Annotated in this window: 17 protein-coding genes; 13 read left to right on the top strand and 4 right to left on the bottom strand. The window is 63.8% G+C overall.

Going from position 1 to position 17,968, the window contains the following annotated elements:
• Positions 1-43: 43 nt before the first annotated feature.
• Positions 44-517, bottom strand: a complete 474-nt coding sequence (locus tag AC07R0_RS03110) for an Lrp/AsnC family transcriptional regulator (protein ID WP_490591031.1) — start codon at positions 515-517, stop codon at positions 44-46.
• A gap of 128 nt (positions 518-645) precedes the next feature.
• Here AC07R0_RS03110 and AC07R0_RS03105 point away from each other — a divergent pair, with 128 nt between their 5' ends.
• Both AC07R0_RS03105 and phhA read left to right on the top strand, forming a co-directional pair.
• Positions 646-1,428, top strand: a complete 783-nt coding sequence (locus AC07R0_RS03105; RefSeq protein ID WP_495103764.1) for a transporter substrate-binding domain-containing protein — start codon at positions 646-648, stop codon at positions 1,426-1,428.
• Positions 1,416-2,294, top strand: a complete 879-nt coding sequence (gene phhA, locus AC07R0_RS03100) for a phenylalanine 4-monooxygenase (RefSeq protein WP_495103763.1) — start codon at positions 1,416-1,418, stop codon at positions 2,292-2,294. Before AC07R0_RS03105 ends, phhA begins: the two co-directional genes overlap by 13 nt.
• 58 nt (positions 2,295-2,352) lie before the next feature.
• Here the strand turns inward: phhA and AC07R0_RS03095 are convergent, their stop codons facing one another.
• Positions 2,353-3,228 carry a LysR family transcriptional regulator gene (locus tag AC07R0_RS03095; RefSeq protein ID WP_495103958.1) on the bottom strand — a complete coding sequence of 292 codons (876 nt, stop codon included), beginning with the start codon at positions 3,226-3,228 and terminating at the stop codon, positions 2,353-2,355.
• Between the two features lie 220 nt (positions 3,229-3,448).
• Here AC07R0_RS03095 and AC07R0_RS03090 point away from each other — a divergent pair, with 220 nt between their 5' ends.
• The 9 genes from AC07R0_RS03090 (at position 3,449) to AC07R0_RS03050 (ending at position 14,153) form a co-directional block, all read left to right on the top strand.
• Entirely contained in the window at positions 3,449-4,462 is a 1,014-nt protein-coding gene (locus AC07R0_RS03090; RefSeq protein WP_495103762.1) for a 4-hydroxythreonine-4-phosphate dehydrogenase PdxA, read from the top strand.
• Positions 4,463-4,477: 15 nt separating this feature from the next.
• Positions 4,478-5,650 carry an L-rhamnonate dehydratase gene (locus tag AC07R0_RS03085; RefSeq protein ID WP_495103761.1) on the top strand — a complete coding sequence of 391 codons (1,173 nt, stop codon included), beginning with the start codon at positions 4,478-4,480 and terminating at the stop codon, positions 5,648-5,650.
• A gap of 4 nt (positions 5,651-5,654) precedes the next feature.
• The gene (locus tag AC07R0_RS03080; RefSeq protein WP_495103760.1) at positions 5,655-6,683 is read left to right on the top strand and encodes a c-type cytochrome; all 1,029 of its coding nucleotides are present in this window, start codon (positions 5,655-5,657) and stop codon (positions 6,681-6,683) included.
• Positions 6,684-6,747: 64 nt separating this feature from the next.
• The gene (locus AC07R0_RS03075) at positions 6,748-7,662 is read left to right on the top strand and encodes an SMP-30/gluconolactonase/LRE family protein (RefSeq protein WP_495103759.1); all 915 of its coding nucleotides are present in this window, start codon (positions 6,748-6,750) and stop codon (positions 7,660-7,662) included.
• A 6-nt stretch (positions 7,663-7,668) separates the two neighbouring features.
• Positions 7,669-8,598, top strand: a complete 930-nt coding sequence (locus tag AC07R0_RS03070; protein WP_495103758.1) for a YncE family protein — start codon at positions 7,669-7,671, stop codon at positions 8,596-8,598.
• Positions 8,595-10,190 (top strand): sugar ABC transporter ATP-binding protein, encoded by a 1,596-nt coding sequence (locus tag AC07R0_RS03065; protein ID WP_495103757.1) that lies wholly within the window; start codon positions 8,595-8,597, stop codon positions 10,188-10,190. Before AC07R0_RS03070 ends, AC07R0_RS03065 begins: the two co-directional genes overlap by 4 nt.
• Positions 10,187-11,296: an ABC transporter permease gene (locus AC07R0_RS03060; RefSeq protein WP_495103756.1), complete on the top strand. Its 1,110-nt coding sequence runs from the start codon at positions 10,187-10,189 to the stop codon at positions 11,294-11,296. The genes AC07R0_RS03065 and AC07R0_RS03060 overlap by 4 nt, the downstream gene beginning before the upstream one ends.
• A 17-nt stretch (positions 11,297-11,313) precedes the next feature.
• Complete coding sequence (locus AC07R0_RS03055; RefSeq protein ID WP_495103755.1) at positions 11,314-12,423, top strand: ABC transporter substrate-binding protein; 1,110 nt, start codon at positions 11,314-11,316, stop codon at positions 12,421-12,423.
• Between the two features lie 143 nt (positions 12,424-12,566).
• Complete coding sequence (locus AC07R0_RS03050; protein WP_495103754.1) at positions 12,567-14,153, top strand: methyl-accepting chemotaxis protein; 1,587 nt, start codon at positions 12,567-12,569, stop codon at positions 14,151-14,153.
• Positions 14,154-14,175: 22 nt separating this feature from the next.
• On the opposite strand, the gene AC07R0_RS03045 is transcribed toward AC07R0_RS03050, so the two are convergent.
• On the bottom strand, positions 14,176-15,102 hold the full coding sequence (locus AC07R0_RS03045) for a LysR family transcriptional regulator (RefSeq protein WP_495096923.1): 927 nt from the start codon (positions 15,100-15,102) through the stop codon (positions 14,176-14,178).
• Positions 15,103-15,212: 110 nt separating this feature from the next.
• Between AC07R0_RS03045 and AC07R0_RS03040 the strand changes: the two genes are divergently transcribed.
• Positions 15,213-16,151 (top strand): dihydrodipicolinate synthase family protein, encoded by a 939-nt coding sequence (locus AC07R0_RS03040; RefSeq protein ID WP_495103753.1) that lies wholly within the window; start codon positions 15,213-15,215, stop codon positions 16,149-16,151.
• Positions 16,152-16,237: 86 nt separating this feature from the next.
• On the opposite strand, the gene AC07R0_RS03035 is transcribed toward AC07R0_RS03040, so the two are convergent.
• The gene (locus AC07R0_RS03035) at positions 16,238-16,465 is read right to left on the bottom strand and encodes a SlyX family protein (protein ID WP_495103752.1); all 228 of its coding nucleotides are present in this window, start codon (positions 16,463-16,465) and stop codon (positions 16,238-16,240) included.
• A gap of 181 nt (positions 16,466-16,646) precedes the next feature.
• Between AC07R0_RS03035 and AC07R0_RS03030 the strand changes: the two genes are divergently transcribed.
• Positions 16,647-17,900 carry an ABC transporter substrate-binding protein gene (locus AC07R0_RS03030; protein ID WP_495103751.1) on the top strand — a complete coding sequence of 418 codons (1,254 nt, stop codon included), beginning with the start codon at positions 16,647-16,649 and terminating at the stop codon, positions 17,898-17,900.
• Positions 17,901-17,968 lie beyond the last annotated feature (68 nt).

Genomic DNA, 17,968 nt, shown 5'->3' with positions numbered 1-17,968 from the left:
ATATGCCGAATAGTTCCGCCGGCCAGACTTTGAAAACACGCTCTCAAACCGGCAGCGCGGTGGTCACTTTCACATGGTCCAGCACAAAGCTGGTCTTGCAGTCTTCCACGCTGGGATGCTTGAGCAGGGTGTCCATGATGAAACGCGAGTACGCCTGCATATCGGCCACCACCACGCGCAGCAGGTAGTCCATCTCGCCGGTGAGGGACGCGCATTCCACCACCTCGGGCCAGGTCTGCACGCTGGCGCGAAACACGTCCATGGGGTTGCGCTTGTGGATCTCGGTGTGCTTTTCCAGCCGCACGTTCAGATAGGCGGTCAAGCCCAGGCCCACGGCTTCGGGCTTGACCAGCGCCACGTAGCGGTCGATCACGCCCGAGTCCTCCAGCCGCTTGACCCGGCGCAGCACGGCGCTGGGCGACAGGCTCACGGCCTCGGCCAGTTGCTCGTAAGTGGCCCGACCATCGGCTTGCAGGCTGCGCAAAATGAGGCGATCTATCTTGTCCAATGCTTCCATATGGATTATTTTGCAGCTTAGCTGCGCCAATGTCGCAAATGTTTCTGCATTCGCATAAAAATTGTGTTCACGCGGGACTACAGTGAATCGCAGTTCTCGCCCTTCCCCCACTCCACCACAGGAACACCATGAAGCTTTCGTTACGCCGCACCGCCACTCTGTTCGCACTGACCCTGGGCAGTGCCCTGGGCGCACAGGCGCAGACCGCCTCCACGCTGGACACCGTGATGCAAACCGGCGTATTGCGCGCCTGCACGCCGGGCGACTACAAGCCGTTCAGCTTTCTGCGGGCCGATGGCGTGTTCGAGGGTATAGACGCCGACCTGGTCCAGTCGCTGGCCAAGGCCCTGGGTGCCAAGGTCGAGTTCGTCAAAACCAGCTGGGCCAATCTGTTGCCCGACCTGGTGGGTGGCAAATGCGATATCGGCGTAGGCGGCATCTCGGTCACCACCGACCGGCAGAAAAAAGCCTTCTTCAGCACCGCCTACATGGTGAACGGCAAGACCCCCATCGTGCGCTGCGCCGACGTGGCCAAGTTCCAAACCCTGGCCGACATCGACAAGCCCGGTGTGCGTGCCGTGGCCAACCCCGGCGGCAGCAACGAGAAGTTTGCCAAGGCCAATTACAAGCAGGCCACGCTGACCATCCATTCTGAGAACCTGACGATTTTTGACGAAGTGCTGCAAGGCCGCGCCGACGTATTCGTGACCGAAGCCGCCGAAGCCCTGGTACAGCAAAAGCTCAAACCCGGCCTGTGTGCCGTCAACCCCGACAAGCCGCTGCAGTACGGCGAAATGGCCTATCTGCTGCCGCGTGGCGACGTGGCCATGAAGGCCTTTGTGGACCAGTGGCTGCACCTGGCGCAGGCCACTGGCGAATACAAGGCAACGACAGACAAATGGCTGCACTGAACACCCCACCCGCGCCCGTCATCTACGGCGAAGGCAGCCGTCCGCCGCGTGGCGATTACGTGCGCGACGGCCTGGTGCTGGCCGACTACACCTGTCCGCAGAACTACGCGGCCTATACCGCGCAGGACCACGACACCTACCGACAGCTGTTCGAGCGCCAGTCGGCCCTGGTGCCCGGCCTGGCCTGCGATGAATTCATTGCCGCCCTGCCCTTGCTGGGCGTGAAAGACCGGATTCCACGCTTCGAGGAAATCAACGAGCGGCTGCGCCCTGCCACCGGCTGGGAGGTGGTGGCTGTGCCCGGGCTGATCCCCGAGGTGCCGTTCTTCACCCTGCTGGCCAACCGCAAGTTCCCGGTGACGGACTGGATACGCACACCCGAGGAGATGGACTACATCGTCGAGCCGGATGTGTTCCACGACATGTTTGGCCACGTGCCCCTGCTGTTCAACCCGGTGTTTGCCGAGCACATGCAGGCCTATGGCGCGGGCGGGCTGAAGGCCCATGGTCTGGGCGCTTGCGAGCAGCTGTCGCGCCTGTACTGGTACACCATCGAGTTCGGCCTGGTGCGCCAGACGGATGGCTTGCGGGCCTACGGCGCCGGCATCCTGAGCTCGTCCGGCGAGCTGCGGCACAGCGTGCGCAGCCCCGAGCCGCAGCGCCTGCTGCTGGACGTGCTGCGCTGCATGCGCACCCGCTACAAGATCGACAGCTACCAGCAGACCTACTTCGTCATCGACAACTTCCAGCAGCTGTTTGACCTGACGGCGCCCGATTTCACGCCGCTGTACGCCCAGCTGAAGAAGCTGGACGAGCTCACGGCCGATGCGCAGGCCCCTGGCGACCGCCTGGTCACGCTGGGCTAGCACTATGCTTTTGATAGCTGCCTGCGCAGGTATCTTCTGCGCCAGCGGCCCAAAACATTCAAGAGTGCAATAGCTCCAAAAAGCGCGCCGCTGCCGCACTCACCGGCCGGTCGCTGCGCACGATGCTGCCGTAGGCGGCTAGCTTGTGGGCAATGGTGTAGGGCAATATCTTCAACAGGCCGTGGGTCTGGTAGCGGCTGGCGCTGGACTCGGGAATCACCGCAATCATCTGGGTCTTGAAAATCAGATTGGTGGTGGTCAGGATGGACGATGTCTCGATCAGCCCCCGGTGGAAGCTGGTGTGGTGGTCGCGGAACTCCTGCTCCAGCACCTCGCGCATGGGGCTGCCGTGCGGCTGCAAGATCCACGGGTATTGCAGCATGTCGTCAAACGACACGCTGCTGCGCTCGGCCAAGGGATGGTCGGTCGCCACCACCACCGAAAGCGGCTCCTCGCCCAGGGGGCGGAACACATGGTTCTGCGTGGCCGGGCCCAGCATGCGGCCAATCACCACGTCCAGCGCGCCTTCACGCAGCTGCTCCACCAGGCGGTCGCTGGTCTCCACGGCAATCTCTATCGACAGCAGCGGGTACTCCTCGCGCAGACGGATCAGCGTGTCGGTCAGCAGGCCGGGCGACGCCGCCATGATGCAGCCGATGAACAGTTTGCCCGCGCCGCCCAGGCGCAGCTCCTGCAGCTCGCGGTTTAGGGCCTCCATGGTGCCGCGCATGCCGCGGAAAGTGTCCATCACCGCCAGGCCAGCCGCGTTCAGGGTCAGGCCACGGCCCACGCGGTCGAACAGGCGCTGGCCCAGGGCATCTTCCAGCTCGTGCAGCATCTTGGTGGCCGCCGGTTGGGTCATGCCCATCTGCTGCGATGCGGCGTGCAGGGTGCGATGCTCGCCAATCGTCAGCAGCAAGGCGATCTGGCGCATGCGCAAGCGGTTCAGCAACTGGCTGGTGGTGTCGGTCGTGGCTGTCAATTGATAACCCCAAGGAATTGATTCATCAAATACTTTCAATATACGGGAATCAATCGACTTTCTAAGATGCAGCCATAAGAAAGTATTCGGAGACAAATTCAGGTGCAGCCCGCCATGCGGGCTTAGCTTGGTTGTCTCCGCTCGGAAACACCACCAAGAAAGCACCTTCGCCATGGAACAGAAACCCGTCGTCGCCCTGACCCTGGGCGACCCCGCCGGCATCGGCCCTGAGTTGATCGCCCGACTACTGGGCCAGACCGACGCCCTCAGCCACGCCAACGTCGTGTTGGTCGGAGACGCCTGGCTCTGGGCCGATGGGCAGAAGACCGCCGGCCTGCAGGTCGCCACCCAGCCGGTGAACAGCTTCGCCGAGGTCCGCAACCGGGCTGACACCACGCAAGCCGCCTGGCTGGCGATGGACACCGTCGCCGCCGCGCAAGTGCAGCGCAGCCAGGCCCAGGCAGCCGGCGGCGCATCGGTGCTGACCGTGCTGAATGCCTGCATGGATGCCGCCAAGCGCCGCGAGGTGGACGCCATCTGCTTCGGCCCGCTGAACAAGTTCGCCATGAAGCAAGGCGGACTGAAGCATGAAGATGAACTCCACCATTTCGCCGAATACCTGGGCGTGAGCAGCTACTTTTGCGAGTTCAACACGCTGGGCGATTTGTGGACCTCGCGCGTGTCTTCGCACATCCCGTTGAAAGACGCCGCCAGCTACCTCAACAAGGACCGCATCAAGGATGCCACGCGGCTGATCTACCGCTCGCTGCAGGCCGCAGGCTTTACCCAACCCAAGGTGGCCGTGGCCGCATTCAACCCGCACGGCGGCGACGGCGGCACCTGCGGACGTGAAGAGATCGACACCATCCAGCCCGCAGTGCGTGAACTGGCCGAAGAAGGTATTGCGGTGGGGGGCCCGTTCCCGGCCGACACCATCTTCCTCAAAGCCCGCGATGGTGAGTACCAAGCCATCGTCACCATGTACCACGACCAAGGCCAGATCGCCATCAAGCTGATGGGCTTCAGCAAGGGCGTGACCGTGCAGGGCGGCCTGCCCGTGCCCATCACCACGCCGGCCCACGGCACGGCCTATGACATCGCCGGCCAGGGCAAAGCCGACGTCAACGCCACCTACAACGCCTTCCGCATTGCCGCCCGCATGGGCCTGGCCACGCACAACCACTGAAACAGGAGACTCTGCATGAAAATCAAATCCGTCCGCGCCCGTGTTTTTGAATGGAAGGGCAAGACCGTTCCACCCCAAGGCAATTTCTGCTCCAACGCCATGGACCTGGTGTATTCCAAGACCGAGACCATGAGCACCTTCCGCTTCCACTCCTGGACGGTGGTGGAAATTGAAACCGATGACGGCATCCTCGGCCTGGGCAATGTGGCGCTGGCGCCGAAGATTGCCAAAGCCATCATCGACGAATACCTCACGCCGCTGGTGCTGGGCCAGGACCCCTGGGATTACGAATACCTGTGGCAGCGCATGTACCGCGCCACCCACGCCTGGGGTCGCAAGGGCGTGACGATGGCAGCGATATCGGCGATTGACCTGGCGATCTGGGACATCCTCGGCAAGTCGGTGAACAAGCCGGTGTTCAAGCTGCTGGGCGGCCGCACCAAGGAAAAAATCCCTTGCTACTACAGCAAGCTGTACCGCACCGACCTGGATGAAATGCAGAAGGAAGCGCAGAAGTTCAAGGACCAGGGTTTCACCGCCTTCAAGATGCGTTTTGGCTACGGCCCCGCGCATCTGCAAAAGGGCGTTGCCGAGAATTTGAAGTCGGTCGAAGCCGTGCGCGAAGTCATTGGCTACGACAACGACCTGATGCTTGAGTGCTACATGGGCTGGAACCTGGAATACGCCAAGCGCATGCTGCCCAAGCTGGCCAAGTTCGAGCCGCGCTGGCTGGAAGAGCCAGTGATCGCCGACGACATCGATGGCTATGCTGAACTGAACGCCATGAACATCGTGCCCATCAGCGGTGGCGAGCATGAATTCAGCCTCTACGGCTTCAAGCAGCTGCTGGAACGCAAGGCCGTGAGCGTGGTGCAGTACGACACCAACCGCGTCGGCGGCATCACCGCCGCGCACAAGATCAACGCGCTGTGCGAGGCCTACAGCGTGCCGGTGATTCCGCACGCCGGCCAGATGCACAACTACCACCTGACCATGAGCACCATCGCCAGCCCGATGAGCGAGTACTTCCCCATGTTCGACGTGGAAGTGGGCAACGAACTGTTCTACTACATCTTCAAGGGCGAACCGGTAGCCGAGAACGGCTTTGTGCAGCTGCGCGACGACCTGCCCGGCCTGGGTCTGAGCCTGAACACCGAGTTCCTCGACCAGTTCAATATCGTCGAATAAACCCATGCGCCGTGCTTTTCTCTCTCTGCTGCTGTGTGCCTCGGGTCTGGCCCAGGCCTTCGACGTGGCCCCCTACAAGGTGGGTGACGCCTTGCCTACCGCCGAGGCCCAGGCTCTGCTGGCACGCTATGCCGCACGGCCACAGCAACCCTGGCGCGAACCCAGTGAGGCGCGCATTCCAGCGGGCCCCGAAGGCGATCAGATCCGCGACGGCATCGATATCCTGCGCAACACCTCAATGCGAGTGGGCAAGCTGGCCCCCGATGCCAGCAAACGCATGAACTGGAACAGCCTGAACTGCGTCAACTGCCACCAAGCCGGCCCCTCCGGCCTGCCCGGCAGCAAGAAGTTCACCCTACCCCTGGTCAACGCGGTCAATGACTACCCCAAGTTCGACATCAAGTCTGGCAAGGTGATTTCGCTGGAGCAGCGTGCACTCGGCATGTTTGGCGCGGGCGCCGTGCCCATCCAGGTGGATACGCCGGAGTTCCAGTCCATCATGGCCTACCTGCGTTGGCTGGCACAAGATACGCAAACCGGTGCGGCCATGGACGGCGCGGGTCTGCTGCCAATGAAAGCCATCGCCCGTGCCGCCGATCCGGTGCGGGGCCAGAAACTGTTTGTCGCCAAATGCCAGGCCTGCCATAGCGTGGACGCCACCGGCCAGCGCAAGCCGGACTTCGCCAACGGTGCGGGCTACCTGTTCCCACCGCTGGCGGGCAGCGACACCTACGACAACGCCGGCCATATGTTTGCCGTGCCGCTGCTGGCGCGCTACATCCGCGCGTCCATGCCGTTTGGCGCCAGCGCCGACAAACCACAGCTCACCCCTGCCGAGGCACTGGACATTGCCGCCTTTGTGAACGACGACGCTACGCCGCGCGGGCAGAACCCGAACCGGGTCAAGCTCTATCCTGATGCGGCGCTACGCCCCCAAGGCTTTGCGATTCCCGAGAACTTTGCCGGCCAGCCGCCGCAGGCCTACCAGCGCGCCAAGTTCGGCCCCTTCCGCAATATCAACGAACACTATTGAACATGCGTTCCCTTTCTTTCATTCCCGGGCCTGGCTCGGCTCCACAGACTCCACGGGCTGGGATATGAGCACCATTTTTGATCCTCGATTGAAAGCGGTTCTGCAGGATGCCCAACTGGAGCGCCTGTGCACCGGCGCCACCTGGAGCGAAGGCCCGGTGTGGCTACATGAAGACAACTGTGTGCTGTGGAGCGACATCCCCAACAACCGCATGCTGCGCTGGTCTGCCGCCGATGGCATGACCGTGTGGCGTGAGGCCGTAGAGTTCACCAACGGCCACACCCGTGACCTGAACGGCGACCTGCTGCACTGCTCGCACGGCCAGCGCGCGATTGTGCGTACACCCATGCGCAACGGCCGGATCGACGCCACCACCGCCGACGCAGTGGTGGTCGACCGCTACCTGGGCAAGCGGTTGAATTCACCGAACGACATCGTGGTCAAAAGCGATGGCAGCATCTGGTTCAGCGACCCGCCCTACGGCATTCTCAGCGACCGCGAAGGCCACAAGGCGGTGCCGGAGCAGGCAGCCAACCACGTGTTCTGCTTCAACCCGGCCACCGGTGTGCTGACTGCCGCCAGCACCTGGGTGCAGGAGCCGAACGGCCTGGCGTTCTCGCCCGATGAGTCGCTGCTGTACGTGAGCGACACCTCGGCGGCACTGGCGCCCTCGGGCCAAGGCCACCACCACATCGCCGTGTTCGACGTGGCGGCCGACAACAGCTTGCACAACCCACGTGTCTTCGCCGAAGTCAGCCCCGGTCTGTCGGACGGCTTTCGCCTCGACACCCAGGGATGGGTCTACACCAGCAGCGAAGACAGCGTGCAGGTCTACCACCCGGACGGCACGCTGCTGGGCAAGATCGCGGTGCCGGAAAAGATCGGCAACCTCTGCTTTGGTGGGCCGCAAGGCAACCAGCTCTTCATCGCGGCCAGCACCTCGCTGTACCGCATCACCCTCCACACCCGAGGAAACTGAAAAACCATGTCCAAAGAAATCCTGCTGCTGGTGGAAAAGTGCAGCCACTGCTTCAGCTACTACGATATTGATAGCGGCACACGCTTGCACAGCGTGCAGCTACCCGAGTTTCCGCATGAATTTGTGGTGGACGCGGCGCAGCGCTACGCCTACATCGGCCACTACGGCGTGGAGACATCGGGCCACCTGGGCCAAGGCGGCACCAGCATCTTCCAGATCGACATCGCCGAAAAACGCCTGGCGCGCACCATCGACATCGCGCCGTTCAACCGCCTGCACGGCATGCAGATCGACGACCAGGACCGTCTCTACGCGCTGAGCGAGGACCGCGCCCAGCTGGTGGTGCTGGACCACCCGGCCACCGACACCGCGCCACGCCGCGCTGTGCCTACCGGCGGCATCAAGTCCCACCTGTTCGCGCTGACGCGTGACGGCCAGACCGCCTATGCCATGAACCTGCTGTCGCACACCGTGACCAAGATCAAACCCTATGACGCGACCTTTGCCCCGCAGGCCTGCGCGCCCGGCGATAAGCCCGAGGGCTATGCACTCAGCGAGGACGAGAAAACGCTGTTTGTGACCTGCCGCTGGAGCAATACCCTGGCGGCCATCGACACCGCGACCATGCAGGTACTGCGCAGCGCACCGAGCCGCGACGATGCGACCCGTTTGTACCTGTACCGCGATGGTCGCATCGTGGTGACCAACTACGGCGAGCGCTCGCTCAGCGTGGTCGATCCGGTGACGCTGAAGGAGCTGGCCCACATCCCCATGGAAGCCCGCGCCATCGCGCTCAGCTACCACCCCACCAAGCCCCTGGCCTTTGTAAGCCAGGACAACGACAAGCTCGGCTACTTCAACATGGAGACGCTGAAGTTCGACCGCTTCATCGCCACCCAGCGCGAGCCCGACGTGTCGCGGGTGGTGATGCTATGAGCGCCGCGCCGGGCCGCCCCCAAGCAAGCTCGCACCGCAGTGCGCAGCACGAAGGTATTCCTGTCACCGCGCCGGTTGTCAGCATCCAGAACCTGGGCAAGCGCTTCGGCGGCACCCAGGCGGTGGATGGCGTGTCCGTCGACCTGTTCCAGGGCGAAATCCTGGCGCTGCTGGGCGAGAACGGAGCCGGCAAGTCCACGCTGATCAAGATCCTGGCCGGCGTCTATGCGCAAGACGTGGGCAGCATCACGCTGCAGGGCGAAGCGGAGTCCACCTGGCGTGCCCGCCCCAAGGACCAGCAGGGCATCGCCTTCATCCACCAGGACCTGGGCCTGGTGGAGTGGATGACGGTGGCCGAGAACGTAGCCCTGGGCATGGGCTTCCCCAAGCGCCGCGGCTTCATCGACTGGAAGCAGGCCGAGCGCAACGCCGCCCGCGTGCTGGGCCATGTGGGTTGCGATATCGACCCGCGACGCCGCGTCTTCACCCTGACCCGTGCCGAAAAGTCGCTGCTGGCCATCGGCCGGGCACTGGACACCCAGGCCAAGGTGCTGGTACTGGACGAGCCCACGGCCAGCCTGCCGATGGCCGATGTGCAGCGCATGTTCGAGCTGCTGCGCCAACTCAAAAGCCAGGGCGTGGCCATGATCTACGTATCGCACCGCCTGGACGAGATCATGGACATCTCGGACCGCGCCGCGGTGATGCGCGACGGCAAGCTGGTCGGCACCCGCACCACGGCCCAGACCACCGATACCGAGCTGGTGGAGCTGATCGTGGGCCGCAAATTTTCCGGCACCCTGGCCAAGGCCGATGCGCGCAGCCGCGAGGTGGTGCTGCAGCTGGACCAGGTGTATTCGGCCAATGCGGGCCCGGTAAGCCTGGATGCGCGCAAGGGCGAGGTGCTGGGCCTGATCGGCCTGCGCGGTGCCGGCCACGAGGCCATCAGCCGCGCGCTGTTCGGCCTGGCCGAGGTGTCGCAAGGCCGCATGCTGCTGGGCGGCAAGGCCATCGCACCGCGCAACCCGGCGCACGCGATCGCGCTGGGCGTAGGCCTGGTGGCGGCTGACCGGCTGGAGGAAAACCTGGGTGCCAACTTGAGCGTGCAGGAAAACCTGTTCCCGAATCCGGCTCTAGTGCTGGGCTCGCTGCTGGCCCGCTTGCGCCGCACCACCGAGGAAAAACAGGCCCGCGCGCTGATCAAGCAGTTTGACGTGAACCCGCCTGCGCCGCAGGCCGATGTGCAGAACCTCAGCGGCGGCAACCAGCAAAAAGTAGTGCTGGCGCGCTGGATCAACCTGCGGTTGCCGCTATTGATTTTGGAGGAACCCACCGCCGGCGTGGACGTGGGCGCCAAGCGCCAGATCTACGACATCCTGCGCGAGCAGGCCAATGCCGGCGTCTGCGTGCTGGTGGTGTCCACCGACTTTGAAGAGGTGGCCAACGTCTGCACCCGCGCCCTGGTCTTCCGCGACGGCCAGGTCGCCACCGAACTCACCGGCGATGCGCTCAGCGTGGCCGGCCTGCTGGTCGCCGCATCGGGCCAGCAAAACACAACAACAAGCCAATTAACGGAGACAACCACACCATGAGCAGTTCCATCAAAGCCACGGCGCTAGAGCCGGACCCATCCTTCGACAGCCAACACAAAGGCTTGCTGGCCGGCATCGGCCAGTTGATCCCGGTATACGGCCTGCCGGCCCTGGCGCTCGGGCTGATCCTGCTGTTTTCCATCCTGCTGCCGGACAGCTTTCCCACGCTGTTCAACCTGCGCTCCATCCTCAGCGACAAATCGGTGATCGCCATCCTGGCGCTGGCCGCCACCATCCCGATGATGACCGGCAAGATCGATCTGACCGTGGGCTACGGCATCGTGCTGTGGCACATCCTGGCGATCAGCCTGCAGACCAAGTTCGGCCTGCCCTGGCCTGCCGCGGTGCTGGTGGTGCTGCTGTGCGGCGCGCTGTTTGGCCTGCTGAACGGCATTCTGGTGGAGCAGGCGCAGATCGACTCCTTCATCGCCACACTGGGCACCGGCACCGTGCTGTACGCCGTGGCGCTGTGGCACAGCGGCGGCCGCCAGGTGCTGGGTGAGCTGCCCGATGGCTTCTTGAACATTGCCGGCTCGGACTTTGTGGGCCTGCCCATCACCGCCTTCTATGTGCTGGCGATTGCAGTGGTGCTGTGGCTGGTCAGTGAGCACACCCCGATTGGCCGCGCACTGTATGTAATTGGCTCGAATCCCAAGGCCGCCGTGCTGAACGGCATTGCGCTGGAGAAATGCGTGATGGGCGCCTTCGTCGCCTCGGGCACCTTGTCGGCCTTTGCCGGTGTGGTGCTGGCCTCGCGGCTGCAGATCGGCCAGGCCGGCGTGGGTCTGGAATTCTTGCTACCGGCCCTGGTCGGCGCCTTCCTGGGCTCCACCACCATCCGGCCCGGGCGCGTCAACGTCTGGGGCAGTCTGGTGGGCGTGGCGATTCTGGCCGTCGGCATCTCGGGCATCCAGCAATTTGGCGGCGCCTTCTTCGTCGAGCCCTTGTTCAACGGACTGACCTTGCTGGTCTCCATCGGTATCGCAGGCTACGCACAGCGCAAGCGTGGCCAATCCATCAAACGCCGTATTGCCGAGCTGCATATGGCGGTTGCCCCAGCCGCGCCGTCACCCGACAGCGCAACCACCCGTGTCAATTCCCACTAAACCAACAGGAGACAAATATGAAGACACTGACATTCCCTCTGCGCGCCATCGTGCTGGCCACCGCGGCCTTCGGCCTGGCCGGCCACGCCCTGGCCGATGATTTTCTGGACGCGGCAAAAAAGCGCGTGACCGCCGCGACCGTGCCCGTCGACAAATGGGACGGCCCCACTACCGGCCCCAAGGCGGCTGCAGGCAAGACCGTGGTGTACGTGGCAGGTGATTTGAAGAACGGTGGCCACCTCGGCACCTGGCAAGGTGTGCAGGAAGCCGGCAAGGCGATTGGCTGGAACATGCGGGTGATTGACGGACAAGGCTCGGTCAGCGGACGCACCGCCGCGCTGAACCAGGCGCTGGCACTGAAACCGGACGGCATCGTGGTCGGCGGTTTCGACACCTCGGAACAAAAAGTGGCCTTCGCCGCCGCCGCCAAAGCCGGTATTCCATTGGTGGGCTGGCACTCTGGCGAGCAACCCGGCCCGAACCCGGCCGCCGGCCTGTTCGCCAACGTGACCACCCTGCCTGCCGACGTGTCGGAAACCGCCGCCTCGTGGGCGGTGGCGGATTCCAACGGCAAGGCCGGTGTGGTGATCTTTACCGACTCGCAGTACGAGATCGCCATGTTCAAGGCCCGCGCCATGGAGGCCATCATCAAGAAGTGTGGCGGCTGCACCGTGCTGAGCTTTGAAGACAGCCCGATCTCGGAAAGCTCCACCCGCATGCCCCAGCTGACCACCTCGCTGCTGCAGCGCTTTGGCGACAAGTGGACGCACTCGCTGGCCATCAACGACCTGTACTTCGACTTCATGGGCCCCACGTTGCGCGCGGCCGGCAAGAAGGGCGATGGCGAACCCAAGGCCGTGTCCGCGGGCGACGGATCGGAGGCCGCCTACCAGCGCATCCGCTCCAAGCGCTACCAGGCCGGTACCGTGCCCGAGCCATTGAACATGCAAGGCTGGCAACTGGTGGACGAGTTGAACCGTGCATTCGCCAAGGCCCCCTGGTCTGGCTACTCTGCCAAGGTGCACCTGGTGACGCCGGACAACGTGGGCAAGGATGGCGGACCCAACAACATCTTTGACCCAGACAACGGCTACCGCACGCAGTACAAGACGATCTGGGGCAAGTAAGCCCCCCGGGGGCAGACCCGCCAAGGTTGCCCCCACCTTTCCCTCCTCGCCCTCCTGCGCAGGCTGTCGAGCAGCAGTGCGGGCTTGCCCCTGAGCCTATGGGAGCGCGCACGCCAACGTGATTTTTTCTCTGAAAGTGCTCCATGAAAAATTTAAGCATCTCGCAAAGATTGGGGGTGAGTTTTTCGGTTGTGATGGGCATCTTTGTGCTGTTTGCGGTCGCCGCCTTCCTGAAGCTGCAAACCGCTTCGCTGGCGTCCGCCGACATGCTGCAGCAGAACGACACCATGCAGACCGCCAACGCACTGGACGGCCATATCCGCCAGAACGCGGTACGCACCATTGCCATCGGCTTCTCGGACGGCAGCGGCCTGGGCAAGCTGTTTGGCGAAGCCATCCAGGCGTCGGACGCCAAGATCGCGCAGAGCCACCAGGCGCTGTTGGCGTCGGCCACGCCAAGCGCAGCCTCTGGCACGCTGAAGACATTCGACACCCTGTTCACCACGTGGACCGCGGTGCGCAATGATATGAACGGCCTGCGCTCCGAGGGGGACGTCGGCGGCTCGCGGGAAATTCTGCAAGAGAAATTTCTGCCGCTGACCGACCAGCTGCTGGCCGCCACCCAGGTGCTGGTACAACAACAATCCGACGCTGCCAAGGACTCACAGCAGCAGGTGGATGCGGCCTTTCGGCAGCTCTACCTGACCGGCGCGGGCTTTCTGGTGGTGACGCTGTGCGTGGCGGTCGCTACCTGCCTGGCCTTGTCGGGCGGCATATCCAGAGGGCTGCACGCCGCCGTGACCGCGGCCGACAGCATAGGTGCGGGCGACCTGGGCACGCCCATCCGGGTCACGGCCCAGGACGAGATCGGCAAGATTCTGCTGTCGCTGGAAAACATGCAGCAGAACCTGGTCCAGGTCGTCACCACGGTCATGCAGGGTGCCGACGGAGTGGCCCACTCCTCCAATGAAATCGCGCAGGGCAATATGAGCCTGTCCGACCGCACGGAAAACCTGGCCAGCACGGTGGAGCAAACCACCGCATCGATGGAAGAGCTGTCCGGCGCCGTGCGGCAGAACGCGGAAAACTCGCTACAGGCCAACCAGCTGGCGCTCACCGCGTCCACGCATGCCAAAGAGGGGGCCACGGCCGTCAGCCACATGATCGAGACCATGCAGGGCATCAACGAGTCCTCGCAAAAAATCTCCGACATCACCGGGCTAATCGACGCGATCGCGTTCCAGACCAATATCCTTGCCCTGAACGCGGCAGTGGAGGCCGCGCGCGCGGGCGAACAGGGCCGTGGCTTTGCGGTCGTCGCCAGCGAGGTCCGCAACCTGGCCAGCAAAAGTGCGGCGGCAGCCAAGGACATCAAGCACCTGGTGAACACCAGCGTGGAGCGGGTCAATATCGGTTCGAACCTGATCCACCGCGTCGGGGCCACCATGGAGGCCATCACCCACTCGGTACACCAATTCGAAACCCTGATGAAGGAGATCAGCGCGGCCAGTGCGGACCAGTCCTCCGGGGTGTCACAGATCAGCGATGCGATCCGGCACATGGACTCTTTCACGCAAGAGAACGCGGCCCTGGTCGAAGAAATGGCGTCCGCCGCCAGCAGCCTGAAACGGCAGTCTTTCGAGCTGCTGGAGTCAGTACGCTTCTTCCGGCTGGAAAACGGCGGCCCGCACCCGGCCCATCAGGCACAGCACCGCCTGGCCCTGCACTGAGCTTGCCAACGGCCTGGATGCATCAGGCCACCGGACGCAGCATCTCGGTAAAGCGCTGCGCCACGCCTGACAGCGTGCCGCTGGCACGCGTGACGATGCCGAAAGGCTGGGTGCGCGAGGTGAGCGTGATGGGCAATATCTTCAGCAGCTTGTGCGCCTTGAAGAACTCGCACACATCGCGCGGCAGCAGGGCCACCAGGTCCGGACTGTTGCGCAGCAGCACCACGGTGGTGAAGGTGGAGGCGGTTTCGATCAGGTTGGCCGGCAGGGCCTGGCCGGCATCGCCCATTTCGCGCTCCAGCAGCGAGCGCAGCGGCATGCGGCTGGGATAGACGATCCAGTTGTAGGGCGCCAGGTCTTTCAGGCCCACGCTACGCATGCGTGCCAGCGGGTGCGCCAGGCCGGCCACCACGCACAGCGGCTCGTCACGTAGCGGCTCGTAACGGTACATGTCCGGCCGTGGGCTGACTGCCACGCGGCCCAGCACCACCTCCAGCTGGCCCTGGTCCAGCATGTGCAGCAGGCGCGCGCTGGTGTCTTCCACGATCTCTATCGATACATCCGGCTCCTCCTGGCGCAGCTGGCGGATAGCGTTGGCCAGCAGGTCGGGCACGGCGCCCATGATCACACCCACCTGCAGGCGCCCGCCGCGGCCCCGGCGCAGATTGGCCACCTCCTGCACCATGGCATCCACATCGGAGCGTAAGAGCCAGGCGTAGCGCACCACGCAACGGCCCAGCTCGTTGGGCGCGATGCCGGAGCGCGAGCGGTCGAACAAGCTGCCACCCATCACGCTTTCAATTTCCACCAGCGCTTTGCTGGCGGCGGACTGCGTCATCGACAGGCTGCTGGCGGCCTTGCGCAGCGAGCGGTGCTGGTCCAGGGCGATCACCAGGCCCAGCTGTTTCAGGCGCAGGCGGTTCAGTACGGAGTGGGTGGTGGTGGCCATGGCAGGAATGTTGGGGATAGTCGTAAAAGCGATCACATTATGGAAAGAATTCTATCGACAGCCCCCAGGCCGCGCACTACATTCGTGCCCACAACTACCCGAGCGAGACCATGACCCAAGCATTCACCGCATCCACAGCACGCTACCGTGGCGTATTTCCCGTGGTACCCACCACCTTCACCGAAGACGGCCAGCTGGACCTGCCCAGCCAGCTGCGCTGCGTGGACTTCATGATCGACGCGGGCTCCACCGGCCTGTGCATCCTGGCCAACTTCTCCGAGCAGTTCGTGCTGTCGGACGAAGAGCGCGAAATCCTGACCACCACCATCCTCAAGCACGTGGCCGGCCGCGTGCCGGTGATCGTCACCACCACCCACTTCGGCACCCGCGTGTGCGCCGAGCGCAGCCGCCGCGCCCAGGACGCCGGCGCCGCCATGGTGATGGTCATGCCGCCCTACCACGGAGCCACCATCCGCGTGTCTGAGGAGCGCATTTACGAGTTCTACGCCAGCCTGTCCGACGCGATCGACATCCCCATCATGATCCAGGATGCACCGGTCAGCGGCACACCCCTGTCGGTGGCACTGCTGGCGCGCATGGCCAAGGAGATCAAGAACGTGGCCTACTTCAAAATCGAAACGCCCGGTGCAGCGTCCAAGCTGCGCGAGCTGATCCGCGTGGGCGGCGAAGCCATCGAAGGCCCATGGGACGGCGAGGAAGCCATCACCCTGCTGCCCGACCTGGATGCCGGCGCGACGGGTGCCATGACCGGCGGGGCCTACCCGGACGGCATACGCCGCATCATGGACGCGTACGCGGCCGGCCGCCGTGAAGACGCCGTGGCCGAATACACCCGCTGGCTGCCGCTGATCAACTACGAAAACCGCCAGGGCGGCATCCTGACCGCCAAGGCGCTGATGAAGGCCGGCGGCATCATCGACTGCGAAGCACCACGCCACCCCTTCCCGGCCATGCACCCCGAGGTGCGCAAGGGCCTGATCGAGACCGCCCAGCGGCTCGACCCGATGGTGCTGCGTTGGAAGGCGTAAACCTCGGATTGCTATAACTTCAGTAGCTGCCAGCGCAGGCAATACCGGCGCTGGCGCCCGATTTCCTTAAAATTTAGCCGCAGGCGTCAGTAGTGCGGCGGCAGGTCGTCGCGCAGGCTGCGCGGCGCGCCCAGGCCGCCATCGGTGGAGGGCTGCTGCAGGCGGGCAATCTCGCGCACCAGCAGGTCGATCTGCTGCTGTTGCCGCACCACCACTTGGTCCAACTGCTCCAGCAGGTGCTCGGTATAGCTGAGCTTGATCTCCAGGTCGGTCAGGCGCTGGTCTTGCGGATCGGTATCTTGGTGGGTTTCCATGGGCCTATTGTCTCCGCGCGCCAATTGCTATCAAAAACAGAGCTGCCAGTGCAGGCAGCCCGTGCACCAGAAGCACTTTCCATGCGTATTCTTCGCAGATCTAGCTCGCAATGGCTTGCCGACTTGGACACAAAATGTTGCAATACGCTGCATTTTTCTTGCACCAAGGAAACCCCTGTCTATGCAAACTCCATCCTCTATTGTCGGCGTTTCACGTCGCTATACGGCCGCTTCGCTGGCACTCGCAGCTCTGTTGGCGACAGGCTCATCCTGGGCCCAGCAGACCATCAAGATTGCCAACATCGTAGAGCTGTCGGGCGCAGGCGCCACAGCGGGCACCAACTTCAAAAACGGGGTGGAGCTGGCGGTCAAGGAAATCAACGCCAATGGCGGCATTCTGGGCAAAAAGATTGAAAGCAGCACGGCCGACACCCAGAGCAACCCGGGCGTCGCCAAGGGACTGACGCAAAAAGCCATAGACAACAATGTGTTCGCCATCTTCGGGCCGGTGTTTTCCGGCTCCATCGTGGTCAGCATGGCTGAGAGCCGCCGAGCCGAGGTGCCCAACTGGACAGGTGGCGAGGCCGCCGGCATCACCCAGCAGGGCAACCCGTATATCTTCCGCACCAGCTTCACACAAGCCACGGCCATGCCCAAGGTCGCCACCTACATCACCAAGACCAGCAAAAACCTGGCCGTGCTGTATGTGAACAACGACTTTGGCAAGGGCGGGCTGGACATGCTGAAGAAGGCGCTGGCGGGCTCGCCCACCAATGTGACGACCGAGATTTCCACCGAGTCCGGCCAGCTGGACTTCTCGGCCGCCGTGATCGCCGCCAAGCAGTCCAATGCCGACGCGCTGTTCGTCTACACCAACGAGGAAGAATCCGCCCGCGTGCTGCGCGAGCTGCAAAAGCAGGGCTGGACCAAGCCCATCATCGGCGAAACCACACTGACCGGCCAGAAGGTCATTGAGCTCGCCGGCGACGCAGCCAACGGTGCCATCGCCCACGTGGGGCTGGCGGTGGATGCGCCCATCCCCACCGTGCGGGCGTTCAACGCCAAGTTCGAGCGCGAATACAAATACGTATCCGACCACAACGGAATGAAGGGCTACTCCGGCGTCTATGTGATGAAGGCCGCGATCGAGAAAGCCGGCGTACTGGACCGCAAGGCCGTCGCCGCCGCCATGAAGGGCCTGAAGATCAACACCGACCGCTACCCCGGCGTGCTGATGTACACCGAGTTCGACAACAAGGGCGACCTGGACCGCATGAGCTTCATGGTGCAGGTGAAAAACGGCAAGCAGACCGTGGTGGACTTTGTGCCACCCCTGCCCAAGGACAAAGTGATTGGCGCCGCTCCTGCGCCTGCACCGGCCGTGGCCCCGTCCGCCCCCAAGGCCGGCGGCAAACCCGTAGCCGCCAAGCCCTAAGCTATCGCGAGGCCCATGTCGCCCAGGCGACGCGGCCCCACCTCGCACTAGGACAAGCCCGGTAACAC

The sequence above is a fragment of the Rhodoferax sp. GW821-FHT07F03 genome (assembly GCF_059418745.1).
Note: the sequence above shows the minus strand (reverse complement) of the source record. Positions and strands in the feature narration are given on the sequence as shown.